The organism is Bacteroides sp. AM16-24, assembly GCF_003471885.1.
In the GTDB taxonomy this organism is placed as follows: domain Bacteria; phylum Bacteroidota; class Bacteroidia; order Bacteroidales; family Bacteroidaceae; genus Bacteroides.
Genome location: NZ_QRKI01000014.1, coordinates 50199 through 62420, shown reverse-complemented (window position 1 = coordinate 62420; position 12222 = coordinate 50199). Strand labels below are relative to the sequence as shown.

Annotated in this window: 21 protein-coding genes; 1 reads left to right on the top strand and 20 read right to left on the bottom strand. The window is 38.7% G+C overall.

The window, feature by feature from the left end; all coding sequences use genetic code 11:
- The 19 genes from DW182_RS15770 to DW182_RS15685 form a co-directional block, all read right to left on the bottom strand.
- Positions 1-821 (bottom strand): chromosome partitioning protein ParB (locus DW182_RS15770; RefSeq protein WP_118296186.1); only part of this gene is annotated, 821 nt, incomplete at its 3' end.
- A 19-nt stretch (positions 822-840) separates the two neighbouring features.
- Positions 841-1437, bottom strand: a complete 597-nt coding sequence (locus tag DW182_RS15765) for a hypothetical protein (RefSeq protein WP_118296185.1) — start codon at positions 1435-1437, stop codon at positions 841-843.
- A gap of 13 nt (positions 1438-1450) precedes the next feature.
- Positions 1451-1696, bottom strand: coding sequence for a hypothetical protein (locus tag DW182_RS22075; RefSeq protein ID WP_147400130.1), 246 nt, complete (start codon positions 1694-1696; stop codon positions 1451-1453).
- Between the two features lie 60 nt (positions 1697-1756).
- Positions 1757-2146 (bottom strand): hypothetical protein, encoded by a 390-nt coding sequence (locus DW182_RS15760; protein ID WP_118296122.1) that lies wholly within the window; start codon positions 2144-2146, stop codon positions 1757-1759.
- A gap of 60 nt (positions 2147-2206) precedes the next feature.
- A complete protein-coding gene (locus DW182_RS15755; RefSeq protein ID WP_118296121.1) occupies positions 2207-2512 on the bottom strand; it encodes a hypothetical protein in 306 nt (101 codons plus the stop codon).
- A 17-nt stretch (positions 2513-2529) separates the two neighbouring features.
- Positions 2530-2775 (bottom strand): hypothetical protein, encoded by a 246-nt coding sequence (locus DW182_RS15750; RefSeq protein ID WP_118296120.1) that lies wholly within the window; start codon positions 2773-2775, stop codon positions 2530-2532.
- Positions 2776-2778: 3 nt separating this feature from the next.
- Positions 2779-3384, bottom strand: coding sequence for a hypothetical protein (locus DW182_RS15745; RefSeq protein ID WP_118296119.1), 606 nt, complete (start codon positions 3382-3384; stop codon positions 2779-2781).
- Positions 3385-3436: 52 nt separating this feature from the next.
- A complete protein-coding gene (locus tag DW182_RS15740; RefSeq protein WP_199678602.1) occupies positions 3437-4354 on the bottom strand; it encodes a site-specific integrase in 918 nt (305 codons plus the stop codon).
- A gap of 115 nt (positions 4355-4469) precedes the next feature.
- Positions 4470-4733: a hypothetical protein gene (locus tag DW182_RS15735; protein WP_118296117.1), complete on the bottom strand. Its 264-nt coding sequence runs from the start codon at positions 4731-4733 to the stop codon at positions 4470-4472.
- Positions 4730-4990 carry a hypothetical protein gene (locus DW182_RS15730; protein ID WP_118296116.1) on the bottom strand — a complete coding sequence of 87 codons (261 nt, stop codon included), beginning with the start codon at positions 4988-4990 and terminating at the stop codon, positions 4730-4732. The genes DW182_RS15735 and DW182_RS15730 overlap by 4 nt, the downstream gene beginning before the upstream one ends.
- A 1-nt stretch (position 4991) precedes the next feature.
- Positions 4992-5276, bottom strand: coding sequence for a hypothetical protein (locus DW182_RS15725; protein ID WP_118296115.1), 285 nt, complete (start codon positions 5274-5276; stop codon positions 4992-4994).
- Between the two features lie 4 nt (positions 5277-5280).
- Positions 5281-5925, bottom strand: a complete 645-nt coding sequence (locus DW182_RS15720) for a DUF3164 family protein (protein WP_118296114.1) — start codon at positions 5923-5925, stop codon at positions 5281-5283.
- Between the two features lie 11 nt (positions 5926-5936).
- Entirely contained in the window at positions 5937-6233 is a 297-nt protein-coding gene (locus DW182_RS15715; protein WP_118296113.1) for a hypothetical protein, read from the bottom strand.
- Entirely contained in the window at positions 6233-6703 is a 471-nt protein-coding gene (locus tag DW182_RS15710) for a hypothetical protein (protein WP_147400129.1), read from the bottom strand. The genes DW182_RS15715 and DW182_RS15710 overlap by 1 nt, the downstream gene beginning before the upstream one ends.
- Positions 6672-7352 (bottom strand): ATP-binding protein, encoded by a 681-nt coding sequence (locus tag DW182_RS15705; RefSeq protein ID WP_118296111.1) that lies wholly within the window; start codon positions 7350-7352, stop codon positions 6672-6674. Before DW182_RS15705 ends, DW182_RS15710 begins: the two co-directional genes overlap by 32 nt.
- Positions 7349-8269 carry an AAA family ATPase gene (locus tag DW182_RS15700; protein ID WP_118296110.1) on the bottom strand — a complete coding sequence of 307 codons (921 nt, stop codon included), beginning with the start codon at positions 8267-8269 and terminating at the stop codon, positions 7349-7351. Before DW182_RS15700 ends, DW182_RS15705 begins: the two co-directional genes overlap by 4 nt.
- Positions 8270-8298: 29 nt before the next feature.
- On the bottom strand, positions 8299-10473 hold the full coding sequence (locus DW182_RS15695; protein WP_118296109.1) for a hypothetical protein: 2175 nt from the start codon (positions 10471-10473) through the stop codon (positions 8299-8301).
- Positions 10474-10587: 114 nt separating this feature from the next.
- Positions 10588-10773: a hypothetical protein gene (locus tag DW182_RS15690; RefSeq protein WP_118296184.1), complete on the bottom strand. Its 186-nt coding sequence runs from the start codon at positions 10771-10773 to the stop codon at positions 10588-10590.
- A gap of 10 nt (positions 10774-10783) precedes the next feature.
- Entirely contained in the window at positions 10784-11140 is a 357-nt protein-coding gene (locus DW182_RS15685) for a hypothetical protein (RefSeq protein ID WP_118296108.1), read from the bottom strand.
- Positions 11141-11284: 144 nt separating this feature from the next.
- Between DW182_RS15685 and DW182_RS22070 the strand changes: the two genes are divergently transcribed.
- The gene (locus DW182_RS22070; protein ID WP_147400128.1) at positions 11285-11593 is read left to right on the top strand and encodes a hypothetical protein; all 309 of its coding nucleotides are present in this window, start codon (positions 11285-11287) and stop codon (positions 11591-11593) included.
- A gap of 236 nt (positions 11594-11829) precedes the next feature.
- Here DW182_RS22070 and DW182_RS15675 read toward each other — a convergent pair whose 3' ends face one another.
- Positions 11830-12099: a hypothetical protein gene (locus DW182_RS15675; RefSeq protein ID WP_118296183.1), complete on the bottom strand. Its 270-nt coding sequence runs from the start codon at positions 12097-12099 to the stop codon at positions 11830-11832.
- Positions 12100-12222: the final 123 nt, after the last annotated feature.

Here is a 12222-nt window from a genome sequence, read left to right as displayed (position 1 = left end):
ATTATAGTATTATCCTTTTCTGCTGCTGCTTTCTCTGCTTTCTCTGCTGCTGCTTTCTCTGCTGCTGCTTTCTCTGCTGCTGCTTTCTCTGCTGCTGCTTTCTCTGATAATAAAAAGCCTGCGCCAAATATACTTTTCTTTTGTTTCTTTTGGCTGTCAAGTCTTCCAATATGATAAATATCACTTTTCTTAATTGACATTGAAACACCACGCTCCACACACCATTGTACATCAGACACGGTAAGTACTTCGTTGGGATATTTATATTTCGGAAGATTAATTTTCTTCAATTTGTTTATTTTTTCCAACTCTCTGTAAAGATACGGGTCAGACATAACCATGATATCCTCAAATAAATTAGTAATAAACGAGGTCTTTACATTTGCCCCATTTTCATACACTATGGACGCACCCACTACTATTCTAGTACATTCCATCCTTGCAGAAAACAATGTCATGTGAGGAGCGAATAGAAAGAACTTGATACCATTCTCTATATAAAATTTTGCAATTTGCGCAAGGATAGAGAAAGGAGGGTTATCGATTACAACGCAGCCTGCCGGATATTCGCAGTTTTCATAATCTCCACCGGGATAGAACGGACGTACTATTTCCGAGTCTTTTATGTTGCATTTATATGAAACGTATTTCAAAACACAATTATAGACTTCGGGAGGCGTGAAGCAATCATCTGTAGTTTTCTTTGTTTTGAACTTATCAACAAACCCCTCATAATCTTCAAAAAGTGTTTTCTCTTTTTTCCTTAATGATGGTTTTATAAAAAAAACTTTATTTCCGAACATATCTACTTTTTCATTCATTACTATCTTATTTTGAAGGTTAATACTTCTTCCCGTGCATCTTCTTACGGAGTTCGTTATATCTCATTTTTTGTTCGATGTGCCAAAACATATCTATTTCAAGATGCTTTGCAAGTCCAAATATATCAAGTAGTAGCATATCAGGAACCATACAAGAACGACTAATAACATTAATATTGGAGGATATAGATACTGTGATGTGCATGATTGATTCAGTGAAAGTTTTATGTTGGTAAGTTATAGCATATTCACCAATCGTTGCATCATCAAAAGCGTCTGTATCAAGTTCAATTTCTCTAAGTCCATATAGGTCTAACAGCCGAATAGCAGCATCAGCGAGTTCATCAGGAAGTGAATCTTTTACATTCTTTTCAAAAGAACTCTTAAATCGCTTTTCTTCTTCCACTAATTCGGGATAACGATTATAGTCTATGTTAAAACGTAACTTACATTTTTTCCCTAACCTACCTTTCCTATCCGCTTCCACAGCCTCCATAAGCTCGCATATTACGAGACAAAGGCAGTGTTCGTTACTTAATTCTTCATCGTGAAACCCATGTTCACAGGCGATTTTATATGCTCTATCACGAAGAGCGTTCAAATCAATTTTACTCATATCTTTCTTGTTTTTATTTTGAATAACTCTTTTTATTTGAGGTGCATAAGTTAAGACCCGCAATTCCCAACCTGCAATCATCGCAGTAAGTTTGATCGCCTCTATCTACACATAGCCTATCTCTTACTACTTCTGATTTAAGTAAGTTGATTACATTTTCAAGCTCTGCATTTTCTTCTAACAGGCTGTTTCTAATTTGCTCGTACTCTTTTCGGGGCATTAAAGCCTTATATTCTTCCTCTGATAGAATGTATTTCATACTCGTTATTTATCTTGTATTGAGCCATACGGTAGATATTCAACCACCGTATGACAATATTTATTTCTTCATTAAGTCGATACGTTTTTTCAGGGTAATAAGGTAGTCGTGCATCTGTGTTTTTTGCAACTCCATTAAATCAACCTGATTTTCACCGGCTATTTCAACAGCATCTTTTCGGCCAAGAAACAGGACTAACTTATTATGTTTGTCCATCAACTCATTATATTCGATATACATACGGTCAAGAGGTGTATCAGCTACATTGTATGCCTTTTCAAATACATCTTTAGGACTCCAGCTTTCATATCCGTCTTCATAACGGACATGATAGCCGGGCTTATCAAAATCTTCTGCATAGATTCCTTCTCTAAGCAAGTGTTTCCCAAACGCATCACCTTTTGTCATAGGTTCAGCTTCAATCTGTTTTGTTCCAATGTACTTTTTCATATCAAAAATTTATGTGGGTTTTACAAAGCCGCCCAAAGCTTATTTCTATTCAATTTTGAGTTATTTAATAAGTTTATAAAATACCTGAACTACATCCATATAGCCATTTTTCCCTTTACTAAATGAATAGACAAAGTGAGATTTATCTACGTCTTTAAGTTGTAATAAATCTGCAACTTCTTTTTTTGCCCATTCTTTGGGTTTGATTATTCCATAGTCAGCGACATAAGTATAACACCATCCTAATTTTCGCATGGTAGGCTGTATGATTTCTTTAGCCCATCCTTTCACCCCGTCATTAACAAAATATAGTTTAGGAGTCTCACGTTTTTTAAACGTCGGCCAGCTTTCTAATTTATAGTTCATTACTTTCTTATTTTGAATTATTGACTATATCCATTTTCCGCTATGACTTGTGGGGTATCTACATTTGCTGTCAACACAGTGGATTCCATCCATCCATCTTCACCGTAACACACATCATAAATCTCATCCTCAAACTCATACCACATCCAATCACATTCTTTGTCTTCTCTGAAAGCCTTTATAGCTTCCTCTTTAGTGTTGGCGGCTACCAATATCATTCCACCTGAATAGCCACCATTTCTTACGTTTATGAATACTTTCATTTTTTATTTTTCTAAGCTGACATAGCCCATAAGATCGTTTTTCATCTTATCTTCTCCATAACGATCTGTATAGATCTTTGTATTGGAAATCAGTTGATTATACAATCCTTCGACTGTTTTAAGAGAAGGTGATTTCATATTCCGTTCTTCACAAACATCACATAACATCCTATGAATTGCCGCTTTACTATAAGCAACTCCTGAACGCATAAAATGACAAACCATAAGTTTATATGTGTCATCATATATTTTGGGACGACCGCTTTTCTTCTTTTCTATTACAATAGAAGAAATACCATCTTTCCGCGCTTCTGAAATAAGATGTCTGAAACGTGATTCACTGATCTTATGGGATGGGTATATTTCATTGTAGGCTTTACATCCTTCTTTTACCGGATGCTTTATACCCGGTAATGAATAGTAGGTTTCAATAAAATAAGCCCAAACAGCATGCTTTCTTGCATATTCAGTTGATTTATAATCAGATATCCCAAGTTTTATGTATAAATTACGGTATTTGATAAAATCACACTCATAGGCATATTTCATTCTGATAAAGATAGTATTACGTAAACCATCTTTCTTTAAGCATTCCTCACAATCTATCATTTTTATTCTTTATTTTTTATGAGCCTCTTAAATATATAAGAGGCTCGATTTTTCATTTTCTAAAAAATATATCTCCTAAAATACTTCTTGCCGTGTCATCACTTGTCAAGCGAATATATCGGAAGAAATTCTGTTCTGAACGATGACCGGTGAGTTTCATTATCTCAAACGTATTCATTCGGCCAGTGAGGTACATATTAGTTGCAGCAGATCGGCGAGCAGTATGACTACTTATCAATTCCCATTTTTCGCGGGTAACCGTTATCAGTTTACCACCTTTGGTAAATGAATAAGTAACAAGATCATTCAAACCGATTTCTCTCATTATAACTTTCAAGTATTTGTTGACATACTGAATGCAAAGCCCACATGGAATAAAACCATTATACTTAGCATATATTTCTTTCACATAGGCATGCAATGGTATTTTGACATCAACATTCGTCTTCTTTGTCCGTTTGACCAGATAATCGCCTTGAAAATTATCTTTTGTTAAGGTGGAATAATCAGAGTAGCGCAAAGCCGTAAGGCATCCAACTATAAATAAATCCCTGATTCTTTCCTTCGCTTTCCGCCTATCCTGTTTCTCAAACTTGTAGTAGTATATCCTTGTGATTTCATTCATTGACAAGAATACAGCATTTGTAGGCTCGCATTTCAAATCAATTTCATCATAGGTATTATCCACTGCATAGTTGTATTGCGAAGCTCTACGAACAAGCGTTTGAATCTTCTGGATATATCCTACTATTGTATTATGTCTAAGTCCTTGGTCCTCCAGATAAATTATGAAATCATCCAGAAACTCGGCTGTTACAGAGTTAGTAAATATATCACAGTCAAATTCTTCGGAAAAAGCATCTATATGCCTTATAATTGCGTCATAGACCGCTGCATAGTGTTCAGACTTACGTCTGCTTCTCTTTTCAAGCACTTCCCGGGCAAATGAAGTGAAATATACACCTTCTATTGGTTTAGCCTGTCGGAAGTGATTAATGTAGTCTTTTCTTGGCTTAGCCTCAAGGACCGGATAAGAAACTGTTAATGCTGCTTTGGCTATTCATTTTTAAAGTTAAAATTTAATTTTATAAAAACACATCATTTACACTCAGAGGTTGGTAAGTATGCCTGTCATACATACGTGCTTTCAACAAATCGCATAGCATGTAGACAAATGATCCTGCATCCGGATTATTCATATTAAGAAATATTGCTGTCAGTTTATCAGTCTTGGCAGCCGTTTCAATCAGGTCACATGGTTTTCCGTAATACGTCCAGTAATAATGTACTTGCGCCAACGAACTATCCTCAATCCGTATAACAAGCTCTCTCGGCTCACGGTATATCATATTTCCTCCTTTCCTTTAAAATAGGGCCTTACCTCACCATCTGGTATCCATTCCACGGTAACAATCCCTTTCAACTTACCAGTTCCACCACATTGAGGACAAGGTTTCTTCACTCTTTCGGTTATAATTTCCGGATCAAGGACATACCCATTTCCATTACAACATGTACAGTCATAACCGGTAAAACAACCGACCGTCTCTTTTCCTACCCCGAAGAGAGGTGCTGTAATCAGCACCCCGTTCATTTTCTCGCTCATATCATTCAATATAATAGGTTTGCACAAGACTACGATTACGATATATGTGAATCACAGTTTTACCTTCATCTGTACGAATCTCAGTAGTAACCTTCTCCGCACGTATGCTACCGTGTGAACGTTGGACCGCTATCTCTGCATTAATGAAAGCCTGTAGATTCATAAAATCCCTTTCGTTTCCCTGCAAAGACATTTTTCCTGTAGCATTTTCCACTGCTTTTTGTACGGCAAGCAGCCAATGAGGCTTGTCATTTGGAATGATTGAAGTATACTTTATATGTGCCATAGCTTTACATCGCAGAAAGTGAAAGTGGAAGAGTCATGGCACTTCCATTTTCATCTTTTATTTCCACCTGGATAAATTGACAGGTGGGAACAGGACGGTAAGCCGCCTTGATAATATTTATGCCTTCAATAAAGCGGATATCCTGGGTCTTTACTGCAAGACGTTCCAGTTCCAACACTTTATTGGCTTTCAGCGCACCTTTTCGATCCTTGGCAAGCAGACTCATGACAGTTTCCACAAGATTGGCGGAGTTGTCGTCCTTAGCCAAGGTTCCCAGATATTCCTTCACTATTTCAATACCTGCTTCTACGGTATCGTCCCAGCCTTCATTAACGCGATTGCCCAATGTAATACGCATCACGCCGTCAGAAGTCGTAAAGGTGTCGCTTTGACGGTCTCCTTTCACTTTAAATAGCTCGTTCTTCATGTTGATGACTGCGGAAAATTCATTAAAAACCTCCTGTTTGTTGCGCATCATTTCGGACGATAGTTTCTGGAGTTTCGTCACGCATGCCTTTACCGTAGCATCCACCAATTGCTTGTATGCCTCACGTTCCTGTTCGATACGATTACGCTCTGCCTTTTCTTCGGCATCCAGTTGTGCCTTCAGGGCGGCACGTTCTTCTGATGATAATTTTGATAAATCCATATTTTTTATTTTTATTGGGTTAATAATCTTTTCTTTAAACAACGGCAACTTTTCTTTTTATATCCCTTAACTTTTACTTGTTCTGTGGACTGTTCTGTCACCTTCCCGACTTCATCACGCCTCACTCTATTCTGATATAGTTCAACCCGGTATTCAGCCAGCATTCTTTCATATTCAGAAATTGTTTGGGGAAGGCTAAGACGTTCTTCAAGATCATTTAAACGCTTATCACTTTCTTTGAGCCATTCTTTAAGATTGGCGCGGTGCTCGGCATTCGCAGAGCGTATTTGCTTACCTGTTTTATCCATCAATCGCCTCCTTTCCTCTTGATCCCTGTGATGATATCACGCATCTGTATCTTCACAGCGTACAACTCATCTACTGTCATTCGTGAAATGGGTTTACGGCATTTGGCATACTTCCGAGTCCATGCACTAATTTTTGCCTTATTCATTTCTATATCTTCCGGACTATCCAATTCTGAATAGTCCTTATTCAGAAAAGGTATTTTAAAGGACAAGGCATAAATTTCATGAACAAGATTACGGGCTTCAACCTGTAGCAAAGCCACCTCCGGCCTTCTACTTGCATACAAACCTGCAAGTAGACTTTTCGCTTCATCAAGAGTCAATTCCTTGGTACTTTCCACATTACGGTTTATCTGACTGTTGATATATTCTATGCGATCATTTCTGTCTGTAATGCCAATCTTACGAAAAGCAGCATGTAAAGCGGCAATCTGTTTATTACTGATTCCCCGGGTAATCGTTGTCTTCATACGCATTGTCTTTTAAAAGTTCCAAATTCATTTTCTGATATCCTTCTTCCCATATGATGTAATACCCCTTGGGACCTCCCTTGCCACGTCCCATATAGGTTGCCTTAAATTTGTCTATGTAAATCCGTTTAAAGGAGTCACGTTTTACGTCATAGGCTACCCGGCCGTCAACCTCCCTACCATCCACATGAGAGATGAATATAAATATCTTACTCCTGTACTTTTTACGAAGAGCTATCACATCCTCGGCACGTACACCAAATTGGGCGACAAAATACTGTATTGAATCGATAAAGATGACATCAGGACTGCGCTGACGACTCAGGTATTCATCCAGATCCTTAATACCGTCAAAGCTATCGCTAAGGATTATCTTGCTGATCCCACTTCGGATTCCTGCCTCCCATATTTCCTCCTTAAAGTCTTTGCTGTATCCCATTTCCAACGGAATGAACATCGTCCGGAATCCCATTCTGTCAAACTCCCGGGCCATAAGCAACGAAAAATGGGTCTTTCCTTGCCCCGATTTTCCATAGATTATCCAAATGCCGGACCTTTCCGGTCTTCCGAAGGCCTGATACCATTCACCTTCGAAAGGAATAGGATCATGTTTCATATCTTCGACGTTCTTCAAACTTAGCACTTTCATACAATCTCCCCATTTTGAAGCTGTTGATGTATCAGTTCATTTTCAATCATTACGGCAATCTCACGTAAGTCGTCACAGAAATACACTTGCCTACTCTTATCTTCTGAAGGCTGTTTCAACTGCTTATCCAGTTTCCCCCAGATATAAGCCAGAAGTGCTTTATCTGTGATTCCATTGGCTTCACACATGGCACAGGTATCTTTTTTGGTCGCCCCCAACAAAGAGATGTAATTACGGCCGAAACGGCTGTCAACTTCATCATATCCCTCAATTCTTCCTACATAGCGTTTGATATTGCGTTCCAAGGTCTCGGTTCCGGCAACCAAAACGCCCAGACGGTGTAAAGTGTCATCATACAAAGGAATAAAGGTACAGATTGCAGAATGGGACAATTTCCCGGCATCATCCAGTATCAAAACCGGATTCTTGTCCGCCATGCGGTTAAAATGAGAGACAACCAATTCCAATAGGTCATCATTATCCATGTAGCGGGTAACTGATTCTCCCAGGCATATAGCAAGCTTGGTAAGGAACTTGCGGGCTGTCCATTTACGACACTTAAGATAGATGACGGAGTTGTCCATGCTGAGATTATACAAGTCCACCAGAGACTGTGTCTTTCCACTTCCTGAACGAGAGGAAATACATATCCATTTCCGATTACGCTTTGCCACATTGAAAGCTGTACGTATCTGGCGGTAACTTGTAACACTGTCTACGATCTTCCATGTATTCTCATAAAAATTCAATGCGGAAGCTATTTTCTCGGCAAGAGCATTCTCTTTAGCACCGTACTTGCCACTTCTGAACTGGGACATTGCAGCATCAGAAACACCGCATTTACGCGCAATCTCCGCTGCCGAAGCTCCACGCTTGATAAGATTCTCGATATACTGTTTTAATCCTTGGTTATCCATTTTTAAACTGATTTTAAAAGTTATTTTAATTATCTTGAAAACTGCATGTCAGCTTGATTGAACTCATAATCATCGTCATCATAAACGGCTGCCGGCTGCATGTCCTGGGATGTGAGTTCTTCAAATTCTGCCTCGTCAGCCTCTTTTCTCATCCTTTCACGCTCATCCTTATGCTGGCCTCTGCTGTTTGTTATCAGGTAACGGTCAAGGAGAGTGTTGTTTATTAACTCGGGAATACGTTGATGAATACATTTGATGCGTTCGTCAACGCATTCCTCCTTATCCGCAATATGCTTTTTCAGCCTATCATTGAAGTCTTTCACCTTATTACGATATTCAAAATGTTCCGGTTTTTGGTCGGTCAGAGCCATCGGAACTTTCATACACCGCTGCATTATATAGCGAAGATTCCCAATTTCTTTACCCGCATCTTTCAGTCCCTTACGTACCGCATTGCTGATAAGTACCCGACTCATATCTTCGGGATCATAACGGACTATCCAGTCTTCGTTATAATGTTCTCGCAGGGAAATGTCGAAGGTATCGTAATTAATGCGCTCGCCCTGAATTTCCAAGCGAAGGCCGTCACCATTTACATGGTTGGTCCGCCCGCTGGTTTCTCCCATCAACAACAGGTATTCCTCATCGCTGAAAGGCAATTTGGAAGAATCCCCGGTTCTTTCCCAAGCTGCCATAAACTCTTCCAGATGTTTTGCCCGTTCCGCCTCAATCATGGCTTCTATCTGCCCGATGCAAGTCGCTTCGTCCGGAACCATCTTGCGATGCTCGTTCAACATCTCCAGGTTGGGCTGGTTCTCTTTTCGGGATGTGATTCCATAGCCGGACCAGTTAGCCTGCTTTTGGCAATACTCCACATTCAGATAGTGGAAATATGGCTCTATGATTTTCGCTTTTGCGTTAAACTTTGCTGCCGGCACATAGATATGGGACATAGCCTGATAAAAAGGCGTTATGCTTCCATTACCATAATTATCACTCTGCAAATTCAGAGGCTTGTAACGCTTCCCGAACAGTTGTTTTGTATGCCGGATGGCGTTGCGAAGCGCTTCACGGATCAGGTGGGAAGACTCATTGTCTCCAATAGCATATCCGACAGGGTACTTGCAACTGGCATCCAGCACAATAACCGCGGTCTTACGATGGGTGTAATTGGTAACTTTGTATCTTTTTTCGTTTCCATTCTCATTCTTTGCCCTGATGTCCTGTTTCTGGTACAACAGCTCAACCTTCCATCCGTCCAGCGTCCAATAAGTAAGGGCTTGCGTCGGAGCTGTACGATGTATCTGCATCATCCGGGTGTTGGCGACAACCTTCTTGCCACGACGTCCGGACATCGTGGTGAGCTCCATCTTCTTTTTATACCCATCTACAGTGACCGGGCTGCTGATAACCTTCAAACCCATAACTTCAGCCACCTTATTATACTCATCCATAATCTGTTTACTGTTAAGATTATTATGTAAAGAGATTAACTTGTGAAGTATTGCTTCTCCATCTTCATCCTGTACGATAGCGGCAGACTTATTCCCATAATTCTTATGGATAAGAGACCGATAGCCTTCTTCCTTGCTTATTCTCCGGGCAGCTTCATACTGGCAACATTTACGTCTGAGAGATGCGGCGTTCTTCGGCAATGTATGTGGGAAAAGAGGCTTTCCAAGAGGGTCCCGTAATGTAAGCAGGTCATTGCTGAGATTACAGAGACGTTCCCACACAGGTATCCGCTCCTTGCTGCCTACAGCCTGAGCACGATGACCTTCTTTCTCAGAAAGAATCGCTTCAATTACGCGAACATTCATGGTGTATTCATCAATCTTGGCAGGCGGAAGTTTCTTATCCTCATCGTAACGATAAGTATTTGTATAATACTCAAACGCCTCGGTGCTATAAACAATGGAATCCTCCAATACATTTCTGCACAATTGAGCTGCAAGCTGAGCACGAGGATCACCACTTTTAACTACATATTGTTTTTTTATATCATCTCTCATTGTATCGTAATCTATAATTGCGGATTTGCCAGGGGCGCTACGTTGTAAGACATAAAGCTGACCACGTTTAACCATTGATTGATATGTACCTTCTGACAAGAAACCATTTTTTCCTCCTCTATTTCTTTTAGGATTATAAATGATTAGCTCGTTGGCTAATACGCCAATTCTACCGTTATAAATTATAGCCATGTTAACTCCTCTATTTTAAGATTTTTACGAAAAGACTGTTTCTATCCTCACGAACCGAAACAGGTTCCTGCATTAAGCAGTTATTAACCAAAAATCGAGCAAAATATATCTGTATTATCCATTCGACTTGCCAGATTTCTCTGGAATAAACATGGATAGCATTATCACAAGAGACAAGGATACAATTACGAATGCAGCAGTTGCATCGTTATCTGTTGCATTTACATTGATACCAAGCCACAGGCCATAGATTATACCTATAGTAAAGGCTATTTTCTGAATTTTCCTAAAGGTTCTCATATTAAGTATATTAATCAATTAATTCATCGATTGCTTTTAAAGCCAGATGTTTACGTTCTATAAGAATATTCTCATCTTCTGAGGTAAGAGTCCATGATGGATGATATGCTTTCAATCGTTCATCATTTGTTGTATGAGATGTACTATATGCTAACACAAAACTATAAGCTACAGCATTCGATCCGTCACTTAGAGGTTCGTCAAAAGTGACTCCCCAATAAGAGTTTCTTCCACTTTTCATGCCTATAGCTTTAACAATAGTACGAATGGCAAACAATGGAATTCCACGGTCGTCATAACTATCGACAACTACTATTTCAGCATGATATTTCGTCAATTGTTGACATTCCTTTTTATAATAGACCATACTATTGCTTTTTGTTTTTTATTTCATCCAATGAATTTCCAATCCACCATAAAAGGATACATATTACAATCATCATTTATAGTTCCATTTTTGTTTGATTTCACTATATTTGTAGCTGATAATAAACCTTTAAATTATATAACCATGAATGATACTTATCAAGTAACTATTCTCTGTAAAGCTAAAAGTAAGGTCACCGTAAAGAAAGTATTAAAAATATTAGCTCAATATGGTGAAGCCTGGAAGCCAAACCTACTTTTCTATGATATTACCATTCCTGATAAGAATTCCTCCTCTAAATTCAAATTAGGAGAAATCGCTTTCTTGCTAAAAAAGAACAGCCATCTGGTACATACCTTCGTATTAGCTCTTGAACTTGTCCGGGAGAACTTACAATCATCTACCACGAACTGTGTTCTTGATCTTTACGAAATGGGGAATCTCGGAGAATAACGGTTCATTAGCCGGGGTTGTACCTATTACTGGAGTAATTGTGCGAACAATATTTACTATCTCAGAGGAATAGCCATAAATATCGTTTGGGGAGCCTTCTGTAGAGGCTACCTTATAAAGTTCTTGTGCTAATTTCTCAATCTTTTTAGCAACCCCGGCTACTTCTTTGTACTGAATGTCAAATTTCATAATTCCAGTTTTCATAATTTTGTATTTTTATGGTTATTATTCTATGATTATAAACGTGATACAGTCTCTTCAATGCATTTTACTACATTGCCTTTTGAATCAAGAATCTTTATAGATTTTACTTTTTCCTTATCTTCCACTAACTGTTTTCCACCGAGTTCACTAATAGCTACATAACGCATCTTTGCTGCCGTTAAGCTGTTGCGTTTAAAACTCATAGCAAGACTTACAGTACACTTGCTGGTATTGAACATTTTCATGAGTTGTTTATACGCCTCATTTTTCTTTTTAGGATCGCTCCATTCAATTTTCTTCATAAACTTACATTTAATAATACGCAATTTGTTAATTTGGAAATGCAGTTCCACTGTTAGTTGTATAATATAACCGAAAGAATGCCTAATATATGTTTTAAAACCTTCTTTCATATATTTGATTCT

Excerpts from the sequence above, each read along its gene's own strand:
- DW182_RS15675 (WP_118296183.1), bottom strand. The coding sequence starts at position 12,099 with ATGAAGAAAATTGAATGGAGCGATCCTAAAAAGAAAAATGAGGCGTAT.
- DW182_RS15730 (WP_118296116.1), bottom strand. The coding sequence starts at position 4,990 with ATGAGCGAGAAAATGAACGGGGTGCTGATTACAGCACCTCTCTTCGGG.
- DW182_RS15710 (WP_147400129.1), bottom strand. The coding sequence starts at position 6,703 with ATGAAGACAACGATTACCCGGGGAATCAGTAATAAACAGATTGCCGCT.
- DW182_RS15715 (WP_118296113.1), bottom strand. The coding sequence starts at position 6,233 with ATGGATAAAACAGGTAAGCAAATACGCTCTGCGAATGCCGAGCACCGC.
- DW182_RS15755 (WP_118296121.1), bottom strand. The coding sequence starts at position 2,512 with ATGAACTATAAATTAGAAAGCTGGCCGACGTTTAAAAAACGTGAGACT.
- DW182_RS15735 (WP_118296117.1), bottom strand. The coding sequence starts at position 4,733 with ATGATATACCGTGAGCCGAGAGAGCTTGTTATACGGATTGAGGATAGT.
- DW182_RS15760 (WP_118296122.1), bottom strand. The coding sequence starts at position 2,146 with ATGAAAAAGTACATTGGAACAAAACAGATTGAAGCTGAACCTATGACA.
- DW182_RS15750 (WP_118296120.1), bottom strand. The coding sequence starts at position 2,775 with ATGAAAGTATTCATAAACGTAAGAAATGGTGGCTATTCAGGTGGAATG.
- DW182_RS15720 (WP_118296114.1), bottom strand. The coding sequence starts at position 5,925 with ATGGATTTATCAAAATTATCATCAGAAGAACGTGCCGCCCTGAAGGCA.
- DW182_RS15700 (WP_118296110.1), bottom strand. The coding sequence starts at position 8,269 with ATGGATAACCAAGGATTAAAACAGTATATCGAGAATCTTATCAAGCGT.
- DW182_RS15690 (WP_118296184.1), bottom strand. The coding sequence starts at position 10,773 with ATGAGAACCTTTAGGAAAATTCAGAAAATAGCCTTTACTATAGGTATA.
- DW182_RS15685 (WP_118296108.1), bottom strand. The coding sequence starts at position 11,140 with ATGGTCTATTATAAAAAGGAATGTCAACAATTGACGAAATATCATGCT.
- DW182_RS22070 (WP_147400128.1), top strand. The coding sequence starts at position 11,285 with ATGAATGATACTTATCAAGTAACTATTCTCTGTAAAGCTAAAAGTAAG.
- DW182_RS15695 (WP_118296109.1), bottom strand. The coding sequence starts at position 10,473 with ATGGCTATAATTTATAACGGTAGAATTGGCGTATTAGCCAACGAGCTA.
- DW182_RS15765 (WP_118296185.1), bottom strand. The coding sequence starts at position 1,437 with ATGAGTAAAATTGATTTGAACGCTCTTCGTGATAGAGCATATAAAATC.
- DW182_RS15725 (WP_118296115.1), bottom strand. The coding sequence starts at position 5,276 with ATGGCACATATAAAGTATACTTCAATCATTCCAAATGACAAGCCTCAT.
- DW182_RS15745 (WP_118296119.1), bottom strand. The coding sequence starts at position 3,384 with ATGATAGATTGTGAGGAATGCTTAAAGAAAGATGGTTTACGTAATACT.
- DW182_RS22075 (WP_147400130.1), bottom strand. The coding sequence starts at position 1,696 with ATGAAATACATTCTATCAGAGGAAGAATATAAGGCTTTAATGCCCCGA.
- DW182_RS15705 (WP_118296111.1), bottom strand. The coding sequence starts at position 7,352 with ATGAAAGTGCTAAGTTTGAAGAACGTCGAAGATATGAAACATGATCCT.